This window comes from Paraglaciecola mesophila KMM 241, from assembly GCF_000315015.1.
Taxonomy (GTDB): Bacteria; Pseudomonadota; Gammaproteobacteria; order Enterobacterales; family Alteromonadaceae; genus Paraglaciecola; species Paraglaciecola mesophila.
Window position 1 is genome coordinate 128126 of sequence record NZ_BAEP01000060.1, and the last position, 20238, is coordinate 148363.

General features: G+C 44.3%; 19 protein-coding genes. 12 read left to right on the forward strand and 7 right to left on the reverse strand.

Annotated features, from left to right (window positions below):
- Positions 1-9 precede the first annotated feature (9 nt).
- The 6 genes from GMES_RS14815 (at position 10) to GMES_RS14840 (ending at position 6767) form a co-directional block, all read left to right on the forward strand.
- Positions 10-2253, forward strand: a complete 2244-nt coding sequence (locus GMES_RS14815; RefSeq protein WP_006993546.1) for a GH92 family glycosyl hydrolase — start codon at positions 10-12, stop codon at positions 2251-2253.
- 66 nt (positions 2254-2319) lie between these two features.
- Positions 2320-3315 (forward strand): glucosamine-6-phosphate deaminase NagB-II, encoded by a 996-nt coding sequence (gene nagB-II, locus GMES_RS14820; protein ID WP_039987535.1) that lies wholly within the window; start codon positions 2320-2322, stop codon positions 3313-3315.
- 371 nt (positions 3316-3686) lie between these two features.
- Positions 3687-4112: a type 2 periplasmic-binding domain-containing protein gene (locus tag GMES_RS14825; protein WP_006993548.1), complete on the forward strand. Its 426-nt coding sequence runs from the start codon at positions 3687-3689 to the stop codon at positions 4110-4112.
- 16 nt (positions 4113-4128) lie between these two features.
- Complete coding sequence (locus tag GMES_RS14830) at positions 4129-5247, forward strand: porin (protein WP_006993549.1); 1119 nt, start codon at positions 4129-4131, stop codon at positions 5245-5247.
- Positions 5248-5448: 201 nt separating this feature from the next.
- Positions 5449-6510 carry a hydrolase gene (locus GMES_RS14835; protein WP_006993550.1) on the forward strand — a complete coding sequence of 354 codons (1062 nt, stop codon included), beginning with the start codon at positions 5449-5451 and terminating at the stop codon, positions 6508-6510.
- Between the two features lie 20 nt (positions 6511-6530).
- Complete coding sequence (locus GMES_RS14840) at positions 6531-6767, forward strand: YheU family protein (protein ID WP_006993551.1); 237 nt, start codon at positions 6531-6533, stop codon at positions 6765-6767.
- A 23-nt stretch (positions 6768-6790) separates the two neighbouring features.
- Here the strand turns inward: GMES_RS14840 and GMES_RS14845 are convergent, their stop codons facing one another.
- From GMES_RS14845 to nudE, 3 genes are read right to left on the reverse strand one after another with little or no spacing between them, the layout of a single operon-like run.
- Positions 6791-7387 (reverse strand): YceI family protein, encoded by a 597-nt coding sequence (locus GMES_RS14845; RefSeq protein WP_006993552.1) that lies wholly within the window; start codon positions 7385-7387, stop codon positions 6791-6793.
- Positions 7384-8220: a 3'(2'),5'-bisphosphate nucleotidase CysQ gene (cysQ, locus tag GMES_RS14850; RefSeq protein WP_006993553.1), complete on the reverse strand. Its 837-nt coding sequence runs from the start codon at positions 8218-8220 to the stop codon at positions 7384-7386. The genes GMES_RS14845 and cysQ overlap by 4 nt, the downstream gene beginning before the upstream one ends.
- The gene (nudE, locus tag GMES_RS14855) at positions 8220-8783 is read right to left on the reverse strand and encodes an ADP compounds hydrolase NudE (RefSeq protein WP_006993554.1); all 564 of its coding nucleotides are present in this window, start codon (positions 8781-8783) and stop codon (positions 8220-8222) included. The genes cysQ and nudE overlap by 1 nt, the downstream gene beginning before the upstream one ends.
- Positions 8784-8877: 94 nt before the next feature.
- Here nudE and yrfG point away from each other — a divergent pair, with 94 nt between their 5' ends.
- The 5 genes from yrfG to GMES_RS14880 all read left to right on the forward strand — a co-directional run bounded on the left by yrfG (position 8878) and on the right by GMES_RS14880 (position 13771).
- Positions 8878-9561 (forward strand): GMP/IMP nucleotidase, encoded by a 684-nt coding sequence (gene yrfG, locus GMES_RS14860; RefSeq protein ID WP_006993555.1) that lies wholly within the window; start codon positions 8878-8880, stop codon positions 9559-9561.
- 167 nt (positions 9562-9728) lie between these two features.
- Entirely contained in the window at positions 9729-10262 is a 534-nt protein-coding gene (ppa, locus tag GMES_RS14865) for an inorganic diphosphatase (protein ID WP_006993557.1), read from the forward strand.
- Positions 10263-10374: 112 nt separating this feature from the next.
- Positions 10375-11607 carry an MFS transporter gene (locus GMES_RS14870; RefSeq protein WP_226990312.1) on the forward strand — a complete coding sequence of 411 codons (1233 nt, stop codon included), beginning with the start codon at positions 10375-10377 and terminating at the stop codon, positions 11605-11607.
- Positions 11604-12065 carry a DUF3299 domain-containing protein gene (locus GMES_RS14875; protein WP_006993559.1) on the forward strand — a complete coding sequence of 154 codons (462 nt, stop codon included), beginning with the start codon at positions 11604-11606 and terminating at the stop codon, positions 12063-12065. The genes GMES_RS14870 and GMES_RS14875 overlap by 4 nt, the downstream gene beginning before the upstream one ends.
- 86 nt (positions 12066-12151) lie before the next feature.
- Positions 12152-13771, forward strand: a complete 1620-nt coding sequence (locus GMES_RS14880) for a methyl-accepting chemotaxis protein (protein WP_006993560.1) — start codon at positions 12152-12154, stop codon at positions 13769-13771.
- Between the two features lie 37 nt (positions 13772-13808).
- Here the strand turns inward: GMES_RS14880 and GMES_RS14885 are convergent, their stop codons facing one another.
- The 3 genes from GMES_RS14885 to uvrA are packed head-to-tail and all read right to left on the reverse strand — an operon-like array spanning position 13809 to position 17761.
- The gene (locus GMES_RS14885) at positions 13809-14516 is read right to left on the reverse strand and encodes a 2OG-Fe(II) oxygenase (RefSeq protein WP_006993561.1); all 708 of its coding nucleotides are present in this window, start codon (positions 14514-14516) and stop codon (positions 13809-13811) included.
- Positions 14509-14916, reverse strand: coding sequence for an acyl-CoA thioesterase (locus tag GMES_RS14890; protein WP_006993562.1), 408 nt, complete (start codon positions 14914-14916; stop codon positions 14509-14511). Before GMES_RS14890 ends, GMES_RS14885 begins: the two co-directional genes overlap by 8 nt.
- A gap of 16 nt (positions 14917-14932) precedes the next feature.
- Positions 14933-17761, reverse strand: a complete 2829-nt coding sequence (gene uvrA / locus GMES_RS14895) for an excinuclease ABC subunit UvrA (protein WP_006993563.1) — start codon at positions 17759-17761, stop codon at positions 14933-14935.
- Positions 17762-18051: 290 nt separating this feature from the next.
- Here uvrA and GMES_RS14905 point away from each other — a divergent pair, with 290 nt between their 5' ends.
- Positions 18052-19395 carry an MFS transporter gene (locus GMES_RS14905; RefSeq protein ID WP_039987539.1) on the forward strand — a complete coding sequence of 448 codons (1344 nt, stop codon included), beginning with the start codon at positions 18052-18054 and terminating at the stop codon, positions 19393-19395.
- A 503-nt stretch (positions 19396-19898) separates the two neighbouring features.
- Here the strand turns inward: GMES_RS14905 and GMES_RS14910 are convergent.
- Entirely contained in the window at positions 19899-20129 is a 231-nt protein-coding gene (locus tag GMES_RS14910; protein WP_039987541.1) for a helix-turn-helix domain-containing protein, read from the reverse strand.
- Between the last annotated feature and the right edge of the window lie 109 nt (positions 20130-20238).

Below are 20238 nucleotides of genomic sequence, written 5' to 3' on the forward strand. Positions count from 1 at the left end.
ATTTAGATAATGAAAAAACAATTTTTAGCGGGCGCATTCTCTCTATGTGCTATGGGCGGGCTGGCTGGTTGTGCCACAAGCTCAGTTTCTAGCACGCAACAAGCCTCAGTCTCTGAGGCCACAATCATGCAGGTCGCTGACGAGCAGTTATTACAATACGCAGACCCTTTTATTGGCACAGGTGGCCACGGCCATACATTTCCCGGCGCAGTGGTGCCTTTTGGTATGGTGCAACTAAGCCCTGATAACCCTTCTAAAGGCTGGGACTGGACATCCGGTTATAACTACAGTGACAACCAGTTACTTGGTTTTAGCCATACGCATTTATCTGGTACTGGTGTCGGTGACTTGCTTGATGTGCTAGTGATGCCGTTTCGTGGTGATTACAAAAACCGTCGTGATAATGAGCTAAAGCATGTGGTTAGTGAGTATTCACATTCTGATGAAAGTGCCTCACCTGGCTACTACCAAGTGGGGTTACCTCAAGAGCAGGTTAACGCCGAGCTTACGGCGACCGAACGCACCGGTGTTCATCGTTACACCTTTTCAGGCCAAGAAGACGCAAAAGTATTAATCGATTTAGGCTATGCCCAGAACTACGATAAATCTGTGGCTACCTTTATGCGTGTAATCGACGATAGCACCTTAGTGGGCTATCGCATTTCAACCGGCTGGAGTGACTACCAGCCTGTGTATTTTGTTGCCCAGTTCAACCAACCTTTTGCACACCAGTTTTACAAAGAAGGCGAAGCTCAAGCTGGCCCGTTCATCAACGCGGATAAAAGCGAAGTAGTGCTTAACTTCGGTGACATTGCTGACAAGGCTTTAGTGGCAAAAGTAGGTATTTCTTACGTTAGTATTGATGGAGCGAAGCAAAACCTAGCGGCAGAGGTCGCTGATTTTGATTTCGATAATACCAAGCGTCAAGCACAAGCACTTTGGGCGGCTCAATTAGGCAAGTTTAAAGTCACTGATGATAACGAGCAGGCTAAGCGTAAGTTCTATACGGCTTTGTACCATTCGTTTTTAGCGCCCCAAACGTTTAATGACGTTAATGGTAGTTATTTCGGTGCCGATGGCAGCGCCCACAATAGTCAGCAATTCAAGCGTTACTCCTTGTTCTCGTTGTGGGATACGTTTCGCGCATTACACCCGTTATTGACCATCTCTAATGGTGAGCGCGTCAATGACATGGTCAGCTCGATGGTGGCCTTTTATGAAGAAACTGGCTTATTGCCTTCGTGGGATTTAATGGCCAATGAAACTGACGTGATGATCGGCTATCACGCAGTACCAGTGATAGTGGATGCATACTTTAAAGGTTTGACTGATGTAGACCCTGAATTGCTATTTCAAGCGTTGAAAGCCTCAGCGATGCAAGCGCGCTTTGGTATCGATCTATTCGCCAAGTATGGTTATGTACCCTCTGACTTAGAAGTAGAAGCCGTATCGAAAACCCTAGAATATGCCTTTGATGACTGGGCTATTGCCCGTATGGCTAAAGCCCTTAATAAAGATGCCGACTATGCCTACTTCACGCAACGCGCTGAGTCCTATAAAACCTTGTTTGATAAACAAACCGGCTTTATGCGTGGTAAAACCCAGCAGGGAGAATGGGTGAAAAACTTCAGCCCAACCCATGTAGACCACCGCACCACGGATTACACCGAGGCGAATGCATGGCAGTACACTTGGTTTGTCCCACACGATGTTGAAGGTTTAATAGAATTATTTGGTGGCGAAGCGCCATTTTTAAATAAGTTAGATACGTTATTTAGTACTGATTCATTTATGGAAGGAGATGTATCACCAGATATATCTGGCTTGATTGGACAGTATGCCCACGGTAATGAGCCGGTGCATCACGTGCCTTACATGTATTCCCTGACGTCGCAAAAATGGAAAGGCGAACAGCGCATAAAAGAGATCCGCGAGACCATGTATCGCGATAACCCAGATGGGTTATCGGGTAATGACGATGTGGGGCAAATGTCTGCCTGGTACGTCTTTAGCGCACTTGGATTTTACCCACTAAACCCAGCCGATGGACAGTATGTATTAGGCACCCCGCAGTTTGATTCAGTGCAGATCCAACTGCCAAACGATAAAGCTTTCACCATTAAACGTGTGCACTCTGCTGAAGACGCTGGTGACTATGTAAAAGAAGCCACACTTGATGGTCAGCCTGTCAATATGAATACCATTAGTCACAGTGACCTGATGCAGGGCGGCGAGCTTATATTTACTTTTTAAGATTTTGTAATTTAACAAGGTGGCGTTATTCGCCACCTTTTTTTTAACGATTTTCCGGAGATTCCAATGACTAGTATCATGGCAAGAGAAGCTGCATCAGCCTCTGAATTGTTAGCTCAGCAACTTATGCTAAACCATGAAAGTTGTGAGCGTATTGCTCAGAAAATACAACTACTTAACCCAAGCGTAGTGTACATAGTGGCACGAGGTTCGTCAGACCATGCTGGGGTATTTGCTAAATATCTGATTGAAGTGGAGCTGGGTATTCCCGTGGTGGCTGCCGCACCTTCCGTGGTGACTGTGTTTCACAAACAACTCAAACTTAACAACGCGTTGGTTATTGGTATTTCTCAGTCTGGGCGCAGCCCGGATATTCTTCAGCATATGCAAATGGCGAAAGAGGCTGGGGCGCTGTGCATTGGTTTAGTGAATGATGAATCCTCTCCGTTAGCTAAATTAGTGGACCAGCTACTCCCTTTACGGGTTGAGCAAGAAGTGGCAGTGGCGGCCACAAAAAGCTATTTGGCATGCTTAAGCGCTCTTCTACAGTTGGTAGCGCATTGTAAGAAAGACTCAGAACTGATGGTCGCAGTAAGCGAAATTCCTAGGGCTTTGAGTCTTGCTGTTAGTGGGCCCAAGCAATTGCATGCTGACATGTTCAAAGACTGTGATAAATGCATTGTACTTGGACGCGGTTTTGGTTATGCCATTGCCAAAGAAGTGGCGTTAAAACTCAAAGAAGTTTGTGCAATTCAAGCTGAGGCGTTTTCTAGTGCGGAGTTTGTGCACGGCCCTGTGGCACTGGCGCAAAAACCTCTAAAAGTGCTCAGTTTAGGGTTGCTCGATGAGTCCCAAACCGCCCATGAACAACAAATGGATGACGTAACTCAGCGCGGGGCGAGTGTGCTGAACATGAATCCATTTCCCGATGATGTGCACCCTAGGCTTGGTGCATTGATGATCATGCAGCGTTTTTATCTTGATATTGCTGACATTTCCCTGCAATTGGGTTGTGACCCAGATACGCCACAAGGTCTAAATAAAGTGACGTTAACAGTGTAAGGTAAATCGTGCTTACTGCGGTTGAACTCGGTAAGCACAGGTCTCTGTTTTAAATACTCTTATTGAGTGATGCTTGTTTAGGTTATAAACATTCTTATGAAGTTAAAGACGTAAAACTCGTTTTTTGTTGCGATCTCATCCTACCTTTGATCTCCTAACGTATTGTCAGCGATATATATTTTCATTTTTAAGTGTTATTTATTTACCGGTTTGTGCTATGTTTTTTGTAACAGGGATTTATAGTTAAGGGATGAAAGTTTATACCTAAGTTCGGTTAGCTATACCTGTGATGGCTAGATATTTGTTACAAAATCTATACCTTAGCCGCTCCGAAAATTTACCTTCGTAACAATCCACTAATGGTGAATATCATGTTGAAACACACTTTAAAAAAATTGTCTCTAACCGCAATCATATTGTTTGGTAGCGCTTCAGTGTTCGCTGAAGTCGTTATTGTGGTGCATCCATCTAATAGCGCTAGCATTGATGCAAAATCGGCTCAGCGAATTTTCCTTGGAAAAGAGAAGAAATTCTCTACAGGTAAGGAAGCCATTCCTATTAACCAAGTTGCAGGCACTGCAAGTCGCGATGCGTTTGACAACGGCACCCTAGGTAGAAACTCTGCTCAGGTATCCGCTTATTGGTCAAAGTTGGTCTTTACTGGAAAGGGCATACCTCCTAAAGAGGTGGCAGATGACGCTGCTGTAATCGCTATTGTTTCGTCAAACGCGGATGCTATCGGATACGTCGACAGTGGCGCTGCTGATGCCTCTGTAAAAACAATCCCACTGAACTAATTACAAGGATTCCATTATGAAAAATTTGAGTAAAACAATAGTATTGCTAACATCTTTGGGATTTGGTTGTGCCGCAAATGCAGAATTAAGAATTAACGGTTTCGCGAACTTAGTCGGCGGGATTACCAGCAGCGACGACACCTTATATGGTTACGATGATAAAATCTCTTTTAGCGAAGATAGCTTATTTGCGATTCAGTTAAGTGGTGATATCAACGACAAAATGACCGCAACGGGTCAAATAGTGGCCCGTGGGTCTGAAGACTATGATCCTGAATTTGAATGGGCTTACATTACTTATCAGGCAACTGATAACGTATCTATTTCTGCGGGACGTTTACGTATACCACTCTTTCGTTACTCGTCTTCTCTAGATGTTGGTTACTCTTACCATTGGATTTCACCACCTCAATCGGTTTATGACGTTACTTTTAACAACTTGGATGGTTTACGCGTTGATTACAGTAATTATGCTGGTGACTGGGAGTATAATATCCAGTTGGCAGCAGGTACTTATGAAAACACTACTGACGTATATAAAATTGAAGGACGCGATACTGTCGCTTTAACTGCGGAGGCTGCTTATGAATTTTTCAAAGTTAGGGCAGTGTATGGGCGGGCTAAAACCTCCATTGATGTGTTTGGCTTAGAAGGCGCTTTTGCTGCATTTGAGCAAGTGCTACCTACAAAGCTTTACAACGATTTAGAAGCTGTTGATGACACGGGAGTTTTCTTGGGCTTAGGGCTCGAATACGATACATTTGATTGGTTTGTTAGCGGTGAAATAACTAGCGTTGATACTGAAAAGTCATATATTAAAGAAGATATTGCATACTTCTTAACCGCTGGTTTAAGAATAGGTAAATTCACTCCGTCAATCACTTATGAAGTAAAAGAAAGTGATGATGGGGTTAAATTTACGGACCAAATAAGTCAGCTACCGGCGGCACTTCAAGCACAAGTCATTGGTGTTCAGGCCGCGTTTGATGATGATGAACAAGCTGTAACATTAGGCCTTCGTTATGACTATGCGACTAATGTGGCTCTTAAAGCGGAAGTGACTAGGTACACTGACGATTTATACGAAAATAGCGATGCGAACCTCTTGAGATTCGCAGTAAATTATATTTTTTAAAAGCTAGTTAGTTACAAAAAACGCCTCTTCTGAGGCGTTTTTTATGAAGGCAAAAATTAGAACTTTTGGCGAGATATTTAATCGATTCATTAAAAAAGTAAGCGCTAGGAGAGGGCATGCCCGACAGCTACTTACTTATGACAAACGAATTGATATACTAAGTTCATTAGCCCTTGCAAACTGGAATGCATACAAGCCTCAATGCCTCAACCTGCCTCTTCGTTATATTCACCAGTAAACCTTGAATCGGATGAATTAAAACCCTCTCATGGGGAAATTGCAAAAAGCGCATTCACGGCGCCTTGGTGGGCGAAGAATCGTCATATTCAAACTATTTGGCCACGTTTTTTTCAGCTACGATTAAAGATTCATTGGTATAAAGAGCGCTTGATTTTACCTGATGGCGATTTCGTGAATTTAGCCTGGGCAGGCGATAGAAGTAACATCGATAGCAGCACAGGTTTAGTGGTGGTTTTTCATGGTTTAGAGGGCTCGAACAAATCCCATTATGCGAATGACATGACGGCGAACTTAGTTGGACAAGGTTATGTGGTGGTATTGATGCATTTCCGTGGTTGCGGCGGCGAGCACAATACCTTACCCAGAGCCTATCATTCTGGCGAGACACAAGATGCATGGTATTTGCTGAATTGGCTTACTGAGCTTTACCCGAACGTTTCGAAAGTGGCAATGGGCTTTTCGCTCGGTGCGAATATGCTGCTGAAATTGTTAGGTGAACGGCCACAGCAAACCATTCTACGCGCTGGCATCGCTATTTCGCCGCCATTTAAATTGGCGGAGTGTTCACTCAGTATCAATCAGGGTATGTCCCGCATGTATCAGTCGTATTTACTGAAAAGTATGGTTAATAACCTTGTCGATAAAATGCGTACGGTGGATTACTCGGACCACCTAGAAATAGATGATGTAAAGGCACGTAGCATCAAGAGCTTTAAAGAGTTCGACCAACATGTTACCGCGCCATTACACGGTTTTGAGAGTGCTGATGATTACTACGAAAAATGCAGTGCGATCAATTTTATGCAAACCATCGCGACACCCACACTGATCATACACGCTAAAGATGATCCCTTTATGAGCGAGACCGTGTTGCCTACTGAGCAGGACCTTTCGCCTTCGGTACGCCTTGAATTGAGTGACAATGGGGGCCATGTAGGGTTCATGCAAGGTACGCCGTGGCGCCCAGTTATTTGGATGCAAAAGCGTGTTAATCAATACTTTCAGGAGATTTTGCGCGATTAAGTGCAAAGCGAAATTGTTTTATGATTATACCCATTAATGAAGTCAGCCCAGATGCGTTAAGCAGTCTGATTGAGGGTTTTGTGCTGCGAGAAGGCACTGAGTACGGTGAAGCCGATTGTAGCTTAACGGATAAGGTTGAACAGGTGCGGGCTCAGCTATCGTCTGGTGAGGCGTTGCTGGTCTACTCAGAGTTGCATGAAACAGTGAATATTATCCCCAAAGATCAGCTGGGGCTGATCGATGAGGAAACAGAATAAGCGTTTTTCATTGCTTTCATTAACTACATCAATTCGATAAAAGTTAAGTTGAATGTGACCGGCACATTAGGGCTTATGCTGGACAGGCCCGCCACATTTTGTAGCCAATCAATACCTTCTTGTAAGCCGTAATCCCCTGCGCTAATCATGACAGGTTGCACGCTGGTCGCAACAAAGCGGTTGTGATCGGTTTTAGTTACTTGCACTTTTACTTCAATGTCCTTGTGTTGCCCTAGTACACTCAACTTAGCGGGGATGGTGAAGGTGCCGGCTTGGCCTTTAGTAAACGCGACGATTTCTTTTGGCAGGCTAGCGGTTAGCATTGCTTTAGGAAAGTTCTCGACCATGAACAGCTTTTCGCGCATACGCGAGTTACGAATATCAATGCCGGTTTCTACTGATGCTAAATCGATATCAACCGATAATTCACCTGCACTGGTTAGTGAGCCGCTCAGATTGGAAAAATGATGAATTTCACTGACTTTAATATTCTTGGTGGAAATGAAATTTAACTGAGAATCTTTATTAAGAAGCTGCCAATCGGCAGAAGCACTAGCACATACGAGTAGGCTGGAAAAAGCGACCAGTTTCAGAAACGTGGCATTTTTACTAAGGGTCATTCGGTATCTCCTGTGGTGTATTTCACTATGGTTTGCCAATTTACTCGTTGATCGCCCATGACAATAAAGTCTGGGTTGGTAACAGAATCGCGTTCGTTGTAACTTAAGGAAGAAAAGTCGTGGGCCAGTATACTGCCTCCTGCTTCGCTGACGATACACTGTGAAGCGCCGGTGTCCCACTCGCCAGTAATGCCTAAGCGCAAGAATACATCTGCTTTACCTTCTGCGATAAAGCACGATTTTAGCGAGCAACTGCCCGTAGGATAGGTTTGATAAGTACGGTGGTCACTCATGCTGCGCATAACATTTTCCCGCGCTTGGCGGCGGCTTATAGCAATCATCACGGCATCGTTTTCGGGATCAACGAATTTTCGCACAAATATCTGCTTGTTCTCTGATTCGCTCTCTTTAAAAGCCCCATTATCTTTTGATGCAAAATAAAGCGTCTCCCCCGGAGGCCAATAAATCACGCCAATGATGGGTTGGTTGTTTTCTACTAGCGCGATATTCACAGCAAAATCACCGCTTCTGGCAATAAACTCTTGGGTACCGTCGATAGGATCAATTAACCAGTAACGTTGCCAATCTTTGCGCTCGGCTAGTGTACCGTTCTCTGATTCTTCTGACATGATAGGAATATGCGGTGTCTCGCGCTGCAAAATGGCTAAAATAACTTCATTTGCCTTATAGTCAGCAGAGGTGACTGGTGAGTCATCGTCTTTCTGATAGCTTTTAAAGTCACCACTGTCATAGATTTCCATTACCACTTTGCCAGCTTCTTTGGCTGCGGTTTTAGCGATGTCGAGTAATGCAGATATTTGGTCGGTAGACATTATTGTTCCTTTAACCACTTTTGGGCCAGAAAAAGAGCTGTAATACAGCGGGCTTCAACGAAATCTTCACGGGCTAATAGGCCATCGAGGTCGTTAATGGACCACGTAATGACGTCTAAAGGCTCTGGTTCATCGCCAGGTAAGGTTCTTTCATACAAATCTTGAGCAACGAAAATATCCATACGCGCGTTAAAAAATGCAGGGGCCATACTGACGTTCTGTAGGTAATGTAGCGTATGTGCACCGAAACCGACTTCTTCTTTAAGTTCACGGTTGGCTGCTTCGTTGGGCTCTTCACCAGGGTCAATTAAGCCTTTAGGAAAGCCCAACTGATAAGAGTGCGTGCCTGCAGCATATTCGCGGACTAATAGAAACTCATGCTCATTGATAAAAGGTACAATCATTACGGCACCACGCCCACCGCCGACCATGCGTTCGAATGTGCGCAATTCGCCATTAGAAAACTCTAGATCAATTTGCTCAACGGTGAATAAACCGCTTTTGGCTACGGTACGTCGCTGGTGAATTTGTGGAAGTGTTTTGTTGGGGTCTATTTTGCTCATCTACCTATCACGTTATCATAGCCTCACTAATTCCATCAATGATGCGTAAACTACTGTAACTACGAATATAACGTTTAACTTAAGGACTTGCCACTTGCCTGACTTACCTTGGAACAAAATTAAAACCGTTTTACTGGATATGGACGGTACCTTGCTCGATTTACACTACGACAGCCACTTCTGGTTAGAGCATTTGCCAAAGAAATACGCTGGCATAAAAGGTATTAGCGAGGAGCAAGGGAAAGAGTACATGATGGCAGAGTATCGCCAAGTGTTTGGCACCATCGATTGGTACTGTTTAGATTACTGGGCGGACAAATTACAGCTGGATATTATGCAAGCTAAACGCGAAGTTGAGCATCTAATCAGTATGCGTGACGACACCATTCCATTCCTGGATGCCCTTAAGAATTCAGGGCGTGAGGTGATTTTAGTCACTAATGCCCACCCAGGGAGTTTGTCCTTGAAAATTGAACATACCGCCCTTGATAGCCATATCGATACGCTTATTTCGACTCATGAATTTGGAGTCACTAAAGAATCTCAATTGCTTTGGCAGAAACTTCAACAGCGGGTTGGATTTGATAGCGAGCACACGTTATTTGTTGATGACAGTTTACCGATTTTACAATCAGCTAAAGATTTTGGTATTGCCCACCTGTTAGCGGTCAGTAATCCAGACAGCCAACTACCGATAAAAGATGTTACACAATTTTTGGCCACCAGTGACTACAGAACCATGCTTGATGATATAAAAAACGCTCCTTTTGCGGGCTAAATGTAATGGCTCAGTCAATCAGGTTTGACGACAATTAATCGTGCTTTTGGCAGTTTTTTTTATGAATAGCAGCTAAAAGCCGTGCTTTATTGCCTTTGTGGCGTTTCATATTGTTGTTGAACACCCTATAATTCGAGCCAATTTTCATCAATCTATAGGTCAAGTCTATGAGTCTTAACGATGTTCCAGCTGGTAAAAACTTACCAGAAGAAATTAATGTAGTGATTGAAATCCCTGCGCATTCAGATCCAATTAAATATGAAGTGGATAAAGACACAGGTGCTATTTTTGTGGACCGCTTCATGGCGACCTGCATGCATTACCCCACTAACTACGGCTATATTAATCAAACATTGTCAGAAGATGGTGATCCGGCTGACGTATTAGTGATGACACCGTTCCCACTTTTAGCGGGTTGTGTTATCAAATGTCGCCCTGTTGGCGTACTAAAAATGACTGATGAATCAGGTACTGACGCTAAAATTTTGGCTGTACCGGTTGATAAATTATCAACGATTTATCGTGGCATTAAAGACATCGGCGACGTTGATGAGTTGACGCTAAATCAAATTGAGCATTTCTTCTCACACTACAAAGATTTAGAGCCTGGTAAATGGGTGAAAATCGACGGTTGGGAAGATGCTGAATCCGCTAAAGCTGAAATCGTTAGCAGTGTTGAGCGTTATAAAACAGAAGGGTAGTTTTCATATTCGATAGAATATGACTTTGCACCAAAAAAGCCGACTCTGTGTCGGCTTTTCTATTATCCACTCTCGGTTCCTTGTGAGATACTCTCCAAACCTTTTTAGCTAAATGAACACCGTGAAATCGTTACGCTCCCTAACAGGCAACCCGCAATTTTTTCTTTTAACCATGGCGTTTGTTATGCCACTGGTTTTTTCCGTATGGAATGCCCTTTTAAACAACTTTGTGGTTGAAAAAGCCAGTTTTGATGGGGCGCAAATCGGTATGCTGCAAAGCTTGCGTGAAGTGCCGGGCTTTTTAGCTTTCACCGCTGTCTTCGTGCTGTTGGTGCTCAAAGAGCAAACTTTTGCGTTAGTATCGTTAGCGGTGATGTGTGTCGGTGTGGCATTAACCGGTTGGTTGCCGTTTGAACTCGGCTTGTATTGCACCACGGTGTTAATGTCGATTGGTTTTCATTATTTTGAAACCATCAATCAATCTTTAACATTACAATGGCTAGATAAAGACAAGAGCGCGCATTTTATGGGGCAACAGCTTGCGGTAAAGAGTTTTGCGTCATTGCTAGCCTACGGTGCTATTTGGTTACTGATGGAATGGCTTGGTATTTCCTATGTGACCATGTACACGCTTGCCGGAGGCGTAGGGTTACTGATCGTGATTTGGGTATGGTTCGCGTTTGATAAGTTCAACCAAGCGTCAGTGCAACACAAGCATATGTTTTTACGCAGACGCTATTGGTTGTATTACGGTTTAGTGTTTTTCAGTGGTGCTCGGCGGCAAATTTTCATGGTGTTTGCCTCGTTTATGATGGTAGAAAAGTTTGGTTATTCGGTAGGGGATATCAGCCTACTGTATATGCTTAACTATGTATTTAACTTGTTTTTTGCCCCTAAAATTGGTCGCTGGATCCACAAAATCGGCGAGCAGCGGGCATTGTGTATTGAGTATCTAGGTTTGCTGTGTGTGTTTGTTGGTTATGCCTTGGTAGAAAATAGCCAATTAGCTGCAGGGTTATACGTCATCGACCACTTATTCTTTGCCATGGCAATTGCCGTCAAAACCTATTTCCAGAAAATTGCCGACCACAAGGACATTGCTTCAACCGCGGGCGTCAGTTTTACTATCAATCATATCGCGGCTGTTGTGATCCCGGCATTATTGGGTATCGTATGGTTAACCTCTCCTTCATCGGTATTTTATATTGGCGCAGGGTTTGCGATTTGTTCTTTAATTTTGGCGTCAAATATTCCTTTGCAGCCTACCAGTGGCAAAGAAGTCAGAGTTAATTTATTACGTTGGGCTAACATGCCCGTTGGAATATCGCCTAAGGAGCGTTTATGAAGTATCTACTGTTATTGCTGACGTTAAGTTCGTTTGCAGCGTTTAGCCAAGAACCTGAAGAGTTATTTTGGGAAGATATGATCCCAAAAAACTACATTGCACCTCAAGAGGAGGTCAATCATAACGGTTCAATGGAGCAACAGAGTTTGAGTGCACCTGTGGTCAAAGAATTAGACGGCAAAGTGGTGAAAATACCCGGCTTTGTGGTGCCACTTGAAGGCGGCAGTGATACCACCACTGAATTCCTATTAGTCCCGTACTTTGGGGCGTGTATACATGTTCCGCCCCCGCCACCGAATCAAATAGTTTATGTGAAGTTTTCAAGTGGCGTGCCGATAGACAACATATACGATGCAGTTTGGGTTACCGGTAAATTAGCCACCCAAGTATGGGAAGGCGATATCGCGACTGTTGGTTACACATTGCAAGGGATGGAAGTGACTCCTTATGACGGGTAGTCAAAGATTTTGCCGATGTCTGCTAATCACATTGGCATAAGCTACACTTACATTGATCTTCAAAAAAAAAATTAAAAGGTAACTTCATGAGTTTCTTAACGAAAATGTCGATAGCGCAAAAGTTGTATTTGATTCCGATCATTGGCTCCATTGGCTTTTTAGTCTACTTGTGGGTCACAACTCACACTGCAATGAACAACATTGAACTGCTGGAAGACGCAGACAAGGTGCAGTATCCAGCATTAGAAGCGACCAGCAGTGCATTGGTCAAAATGGAAAAGGTTAAAGAAACTCTCAGTAGCGCCGTTACGACTGGCGATGAAGAGACTCTGGCTGTTGCTAAAGTGCAGGCAGCGGATACTAAGGTTTTGTTAGACAAGATTATTTCTATCGAGCCTAGCCTGAGCGCGGAGGCGAATAGTATTAAACAATCATTTAATAACTATTTTGATCTTGCTTACAAAGTGTCTGAATCGATGGTGAACAATACGGCAGATTTTTCAAAGATCGGCGAGTTATCCACCAGGATGAACAAAAGCTATGATGATGCCACTACAGCGTTAGGTGCTTTTCGTGATGCACGCGTGAATGGCTTTAAGCAAGCGATAACTGAATCTAACGACGCGTTAAAAAATATGCTGTCATTTGGTGCCATTATGGCTGGGGTGACGATTGTGTTGTTGTTTGCCACAGCCATTCCTATCGTCATGGGGATCCGCGGCAGTATTGACCAAGTTGTTAATTCATTAAAAGACATCGCCCAGGAAGATGGCGATCTTACGGTGCGTATCCAAAGCCGTAATCAAGATGAAATTGGTGATTTAGTGCATTGGTTTAATCAGTTTATGGAAAAGCTACAAGGTGTGGTTAAAGACATTGTGAATGCATCTATGCCTTTATCTCAATTAGCCCAAAACTTAAATCAACTTACCGATGATACTAATCGCACAATTGATGTTCAGCAAAGCGCAGCCAGTCAAGCGAAGTCAGCGGTTGACGATATGACGCGCAGTGTAAATGCGGTCGCTGAGAGTGCCGCTGAAGCGGCTAATGCAGCGGGTGATGCATCTGCTGCTGCAGATGACGGCCAAGCTGTGGTAAACCATACGGTACAAAGTATAAGAGAGTTGGCAGCCAACGTGGATAGCTCTGCAGAGGTTATTAAGCAGCTTGAAGCAGATTCAAAACAAGTCGGGGTGGTGCTTGATGTAATTAAAGGTATTGCAGAGCAAACCAACTTATTAGCGTTGAATGCTGCTATCGAGGCCGCCCGAGCTGGTGAGCATGGGCGAGGTTTTGCCGTGGTGGCAGATGAAGTTCGCACGCTAGCATCGCGGACTCAACAATCTACCGAGCAAATTCAACAAACAATTGAACAACTGCAAAATGCATCGCGCTCAGCGGTAAGTGTGATGACAAAAGGGACTGAGCAGGCAACAAGCAGTGTAGACACGGCGAATAAAGCCGGTGCGAGTTTGACGGTTATTACTCAAACTATCAGCCGAATAACCCAGATGAACGACCAAATCGCTCACGCTACAGGCGAGCAGCAAAGTGTTGCAGGTGTGATAAGCCACAATGTGGATGAGATACACCAGCGTACAGAAGAAACAGCTAATAGCTCAAGTCGTTTAGCCTCAGTAAGCGGCGAGCTTGCACAGCTGGCAAAGCACTTGGAAGGCATTACGCAGCAGTTCAAGGTCTAGCGTCGCTGACGTTAAGCAAGTGCACTAAGACTGCGTCTTACCCTTGAGCGAAAATCGCGTTACCTTGGTTAAATTGCACCCATGAGGTGAGAATGTACTTATCGTTAGAGATGGGTACATTCCCTCGGTGAGTATGGGTAAAGTACGCCGGTGCAATCACCATAGTGCCTTTGCGGGGTTTAATGCTTACGTCTTGGTAATAAAACTCGGTTTCTCCGCCCTCATCCACATCGTTCAAATAAAACATAAACAGCAATATTCGGTGCAGAGCGTCGGTACCCTTTGATTGTGGATACACCTCTGAATGCCAATAAGGGTAACCCCCCTGTTGTTTTTCGTACTTTTGCGCATTGATGTTGCCTAACCTAAAAAGGTACGTCATCAAATTAGACAAATTTGGTAAACCTACTTCTGCAAAATTGTCATGGGTTAATTTAACGGGCTGCCCTGTTTTTGGGTGTTTCACTGTGAGTCCGATAGGACCGATTAAGGCGAAAAAGTACTCTTCGAAATAGCGCAAAATTTGCTGCCCAAGAATAGGCAGTAATGCTTGATAGGGGACATTAAATTCAGGATGGGTGATGATGGATACATCAGTACTGCGTTTTTTGTCGGTATCTATACCGCCACCTGTGCGCCCAGGTAGAATGTTTTTACTTGAATCAAATTGAGTAACGAACTGATCACACAGTTCGTCACTGATAGCGTGCTCAATAACCTTAATAAAGGTTTTTGACTTAGCCATTCACGCCCCGAGGAATGGCATGCTCGGTCAGCTGTGCACGGATTTCTTCATTAATAACCACAGATTTTTTCTCAGCGTAGTCATACTGCACCATAGTGGTTGTGCCTGTGGCGCGTTTAGTGCCGTTTTGCCAAAGCTCTTGGTAGGCGTCAAACGAACTGCCACCAATGCGACTGATGTAAGTGCGTACTTGAACAGGGTGGCCGTAGTGCATTTGGTCCAGAAAGTCGACTTTATAGCTGGCTAAAATAAGCGGCCAATTTTTTAAATCTAATTCAGGGCTAAATATCTTAAAAATAGGCTCACGAGCCATTTCAAACCAATCCACCAACACAGTATTACTCACATGTGCTAGGGCATCCGTTTCGCAAAAACGCACATTAAAATCTTCAATAAACATAAATCAAATTCCTTGTTTAAACTGATAGCAAAGGTTTAAGAAAGCGCGCCGTATGAGATATTTCTACTTCGCAAACTTGTTCTGGTGTGCCCTGAGCGATGATTTGCCCGCCGCCTGAGCCGCCTTCTGGTCCTAAATCAATCACCCAATCCGCTGTTTTGATCACATCTAGGTTGTGTTCAATAACCACCACAGTATTGCCGTGATCACGTAGGCGATGCAATACCTGTAGAAGTTGTTTTATATCGTGGAAATGTAAACCAGTGGTGGGCTCATCCAAAATATACAGGGTTTGGCCTGTATCTCGTTTAGATAATTCTTTGGCCAGCTTGACTCGCTGAGCTTCACCACCTGACAAGGTAGTGGCGGCTTGACCTAAACGCACGTATGACAAACCTACATCCATCAGCGTTTGTAATTTGCGGGCAATCGCAGGAATAACATCAAAGAACTTGCGCGCGTCTTCAACAGTTAAATCCAGTACTTCATGGATATTTAAACCCTTGTACTGAATTTCTAAGGTTTCGCGGTTGTAACGCTCCCCTTTACATACGTCACAGGGCACGTATACGTCAGGTAAGAAGTGCATTTCGACCTTAATCACACCGTCACCCTGACAGGCTTCACAACGACCGCCTTTCACGTTGAAGCTGAATCGACCTGGCTTATAGCCACGTGAACGTGCCTCTTGCGTACCGGCGAACAGCTCTCGCACTGGGGTGAAAATACCCGCATATGTCGCTGGGTTTGAGCGCGGTGTACGCCCAATCGGGCTTTGATCAATATCAACAACCTTGTCGAGCATGTCCATGCCAGTGATCGTTTTATATGGTGCTGGCTCACCCGTAGTTGCGCCGTTTAGCTCACGATGAGCAATACGATAAAAAGTATCATTGATGAGGGTGGATTTACCTGAACCGGACACGCCCGTTACGCAAGTCATTAAACCGAACGGAATGCGTAAATCTACGTCCTGTAAGTTATTACCCGTGGCGCCACACATTTCGATCCATTTATCTTGGTCGATTTCAGTGCGCTTCTCAGGAATGGCGATGGCCTCACGTCCAGATAAATACTTACCTGTTAATGAATGCTCACTTTTCATAATGTCGTCAATGGTGCCTTGGGCTACAATTTCGCCACCGTGCACACCGGCTCCTGGCCCAATATCGAGTACAAAATCAGCGGCGCGAATAGCATCTTCATCATGCTCTACCACGATGACGGTATTACCCAAGTCGCGTAAATGCTCTAATGTGGTCAGTAGGCGTTCGTTGTCTCTTTGATGCAGTCCAATCGATGGCTCATCCAGTACGTACATTACCCCAACTAAGCCGGCACCAATTTGACTGGCAAGGCGAATACGCTGAGCTTCACCGCCGGATAAGGTGTCGGCGCTGCGTGAAAGTGACAAGTAATTCAAGCCCACATTGACCAAGAAATTCAGACGATCGTTGATTTCTTTGAAAATCTTATCGGCGATTTTTTCTCGTTTACCTGTCAGCTCAATGTCGGTGAAAAACTGCAATGATTCGGCAATCGACATATCGGTAATGGTTGGCAGTGGCGTGTCACCTATAAACACGTTGCGTGCTTCAAGGCGCAAACGCGTGCCATTACAGCTACTACAATGTTGCTGGCTTAAATATTTCGATAATTCATCACGAACAGCATTTGATTCTGTTTCGCGGTATCTGCGCTCCATGTTCGGAATGATCCCTTCAAAGGGATGCTTACGCTCCATAATATCGCCGCGATCGTTAATGTACTTGAAGTTGATTGAGGTGCCTTTGCTACCGTGTAACACGATGTCTTTGGCTTTTTCGTCAAGTTCAGAGAAAGGCGTGGTCAAATCAAATTTATAATGATCGGCCACCGCTTGCAGCATTTGGAAGTAGTAATAACTGCGCTTATCCCAGCCGCGTATTGCCCCGCCCGACAGACTCAGTTCGTCGTTACTGATAATTCTGTGTGGGTCGAAAAACTGCCTTGTGCCTAAGCCGTCACAGGTCTGGCAAGCGCCTGCTGGGTTGTTGAACGAGAAGAGTCTTGGTTCAAGTTCGGCCATTGAATAGCCACAATGAGGGCAGGCAAAATTAGACGAGAACACCACTTCTTCTTTGTGCGGCTCATCCATAAAGGCTATTTTGGCGGTGCCCGCGGACAAGTTCAGTGCGGTTTCGAAAGACTCTGCCAAGCGAAGTGCTAAGTCCTCACGCACTTTAAAGCGGTCAACCACCACCTCGATATTATGCTTTTTATGCAAATCTAACTCAGGAGGATCCGACAAGTCACATACTTCACCATCGATTCGCGCACGAATAAACCCTTGAGCCGCAAGGCTTTCTAAGGTTTTAACATGTTCACCCTTACGGTCTTGCACCACAGGCGCTAACAGCATGAGCTTTTCATCTGCGGGCATGGTTAATACGCGGTCAACCATTTGGCTAACAGTTTGCGCATCTAACGGCACATGATGGGTTGGGCAACGAGGCTCACCTACACGAGCGTAAAGCAAGCGTAAATAATCGTAAATTTCAGTGATAGTACCCACAGTTGAGCGTGGGTTATGTGAGGTAGATTTCTGTTCGATAGAAATTGCTGGTGATAAGCCTTCGATGTGATCAACATCGGGCTTTTCCATCATGGATAAAAATTGTCTTGCGTAAGCAGACAAGGACTCAACATAACGACGTTGCCCCTCGGCGTAAAGGGTGTCGAATGCCAGCGAGGACTTGCCTGAGCCAGACAAGCCGGTGATGACAGTAAGTTTGTCTCGAGGAATATCTAAATCGATGTTCTTTAGATTGTGAGTGCGCGCGCCACGTACAGCTATCTTATCCATTATTGACCAAAGTCGTCCTCAAAAGAGTGAGTATTACATACTTGATATAAGAGCTCTATGTGGTTGAACAATTATACTTTCAATACCCAGATGATTAATGATAAAAAGATACGAGTCATGGCGCTGATTAGATCGCCGCTGAAATATGTAAGTGGATGTTTTAAACTCGGGCATATCATTGAACTTATGCTATTTTTCCCCTCGCTCGCTGCAATGTTGCTGTCGTTTAGGGCGATAATTTTGTGTTAAACTTCGCCGCCTTGATAACCTCAAACTGATTAGTTACTCATTTGAATAGAACAGAAATTCGCGCCTCTCTGGCTTTGGCCGCTGTTTATGTCCTGCGTATGCTGGGATTGTTTATGGTGATGCCAGTGCTGGCCATACTCGCGGTAAACTACCCAGATTATTCAGCCTTAATGCTTGGTTTAGCCATTGGTGGCTATGGTTTGACCCAAGCTATTTTGCAAATCCCCATGGGGGTGTTGTCCGATAAAATCGGCCGCAAACCGGTTATTGTTGCTGGGTTAATGATGTTTGCCATTGGTAGTGGTGTCGCGGCGGCTGCAGACAGCATGTTATGGATTGTGATCGGCCGGTTCTTGCAAGGCGCGGGGGCGATTGCCGGTGCTATTATGGCACTCGCGGGCGATGTGAGCCGAGAACAACAGCGGCCAAAAGTAATGGCGATTATTGGTATTGCCATCGGGTTCTCATTTTACATCGCTTTATTAATCGGCCCTGTAATCGCTGACAGCTATGGTTTGCACGGTATTTTCTCCATCACAGGCATGCTGGCGCTGTTGTGTATTCCTTTGGTCATTTGGGTGGTGCCTAGTGCGATAAACTACGCGCCTAAAGGCGACACGCTTCCTGTCCTTACCGACGTAAAAATCTTATTCTTCGACCCACAGTTACGCCGCTTGAATATTAGCGTGATGCTGCTACACATGATGATCACGGTTTTGTTTGTACAAATGCCTATTTTACTCAGTGCTTTGGGCTGGCAGCTAGAAAATCATTGGCAATTGTACTTACCCATACTGGCAGCTTCTGTCGTTGGCCTTGTTGCGCTTATGATGTTAACCAAAAAGATGAGCCAAGCGGGCGTTATTCGTTTGTGCATATTGTTGCTAGGTGGCGCATTACTCGGTTTGCACTTTTCCCACAGCACAGTGCTGGCGGTAATGGTGTTTGGTTGGTTGTTTTTTACTGGCTTTAATTTCTTAGAAGCAAGTTTTCCGGCCATGGTGTCAAGTATTGCGCCAGCGGGAAAAAAAGGCTCTGCCATGGGTATTTATGCCAGCTTTCAGTTTTTAGGCGCATTTTTAGGCGGCACTTTATCTGGGCTTGCGAGTCAGTATATTGGTCCCCAGTGGGTGTTCGTTATTGCAGGTGGTGCCAGCGGTATATGGTGGCTTGGCTTGCGTAAGCTAGGCACCAGTGAACGCTTGAAACGCTTCACGCTAAAGCCCGACTTTACTCGCTATTCGGCGGACACTATTGGTGAGCAGTTAGCCACCCTTGAAGGTGTGGTCGATGTGACGGTAGTACCAGATGAAGGTGTGGTCTATATCAAGGCCGATGGTAAGCAATTCTCGCTAGAAAAGGCTCATCTTTTAGTCAATGGCTAAGCAGCTTTTTACGTCAATCAGGGCTAAATTTCTAAGAAATAATCTGTGAAATCACGTTATAATAACTGGCACAGTGAAAATCGATTTTGTTGAGCTTGCGCTTAGCTTGTGAACCTTAGGGTGATGTTGAGCTCATATTTCCGCTATAGCGAAATAATGGCAAAATTAGCGTGAGTTGGCGAGAATGCGGTAAAATTGATCACTAATTAATTGAAAAATAGACATATTCATACTTAAAAACCAGGTGATATTTAAACTGTAGGTGTTTAAAACCTTAGGTATTAGGGCAGATAATAGGAGTTAAAATGGCGAGCAAAGGCGTAAATAAAGTCATCTTTTATAATATGTAATAATCTATACTCATTTATATACATATCTTTCTTTACAATATCTCATTTACTATACTAGTTCTAACTCTCGCAACTTAAACCGACTGCCCAATATAGGTAATATGAAGTTAGTCGGAGAAATAGGTAATATGAAGTTAGTCGGAGAAGATTTAGTCAGTCAATCAATTTTATTGTGGATTTGGGAAGCAGCTCAAAGACTTCACAGTTCAGAACAAATGCTAACTTGTATAACAATTCGATAGAGATATTAGCTTTCCCTCGCTCTATCCTCCCCATATAGCTTCTATCAACTTTAGCGAGCAGAGCAAAGGCTTCTTGTGACAGCCCTGATTTAATCCTTTTTTCTTTGATCAAATTTCCGACATCAGACCTAATGCTGTTCATACATATTTATAAGTGATGTAAAAACTAGACTATCCTTTCTTGTTGCTTAATCGTCCACGGACTATAATCCTCATTTGGGGCTGGGCGGGAATTAATATCTTAATAATTA

Coding starts and splice junctions, on each gene's coding strand:
- GMES_RS14815 (WP_006993546.1), top strand. CDS start 10: ATGAAAAAACAATTTTTAGCGGGCGCATTCTCTCTATGTGCTATGGGC.
- nagB-II (WP_039987535.1), top strand. CDS start 2,320: ATGACTAGTATCATGGCAAGAGAAGCTGCATCAGCCTCTGAATTGTTA.
- GMES_RS14825 (WP_006993548.1), top strand. CDS start 3,687: ATGTTGAAACACACTTTAAAAAAATTGTCTCTAACCGCAATCATATTG.
- GMES_RS14830 (WP_006993549.1), top strand. CDS start 4,129: ATGAAAAATTTGAGTAAAACAATAGTATTGCTAACATCTTTGGGATTT.
- GMES_RS14835 (WP_006993550.1), top strand. CDS start 5,449: ATGCCTCAACCTGCCTCTTCGTTATATTCACCAGTAAACCTTGAATCG.
- GMES_RS14840 (WP_006993551.1), top strand. CDS start 6,531: ATGATTATACCCATTAATGAAGTCAGCCCAGATGCGTTAAGCAGTCTG.
- GMES_RS14845 (WP_006993552.1), bottom strand. CDS start 7,387: ATGACCCTTAGTAAAAATGCCACGTTTCTGAAACTGGTCGCTTTTTCC.
- cysQ (WP_006993553.1), bottom strand. CDS start 8,220: ATGTCTACCGACCAAATATCTGCATTACTCGACATCGCTAAAACCGCA.
- nudE (WP_006993554.1), bottom strand. CDS start 8,783: ATGAGCAAAATAGACCCCAACAAAACACTTCCACAAATTCACCAGCGA.
- ppa (WP_006993557.1), top strand. CDS start 9,729: ATGAGTCTTAACGATGTTCCAGCTGGTAAAAACTTACCAGAAGAAATT.
- GMES_RS14870 (WP_226990312.1), top strand. CDS start 10,375: ATGAACACCGTGAAATCGTTACGCTCCCTAACAGGCAACCCGCAATTT.
- GMES_RS14875 (WP_006993559.1), top strand. CDS start 11,604: ATGAAGTATCTACTGTTATTGCTGACGTTAAGTTCGTTTGCAGCGTTT.
- GMES_RS14880 (WP_006993560.1), top strand. CDS start 12,152: ATGAGTTTCTTAACGAAAATGTCGATAGCGCAAAAGTTGTATTTGATT.
- GMES_RS14885 (WP_006993561.1), bottom strand. CDS start 14,516: ATGGCTAAGTCAAAAACCTTTATTAAGGTTATTGAGCACGCTATCAGT.
- GMES_RS14890 (WP_006993562.1), bottom strand. CDS start 14,916: ATGTTTATTGAAGATTTTAATGTGCGTTTTTGCGAAACGGATGCCCTA.
- uvrA (WP_006993563.1), bottom strand. CDS start 17,761: ATGGATAAGATAGCTGTACGTGGCGCGCGCACTCACAATCTAAAGAAC.
- GMES_RS14910 (WP_039987541.1), bottom strand. CDS start 20,129: ATGAACAGCATTAGGTCTGATGTCGGAAATTTGATCAAAGAAAAAAGG.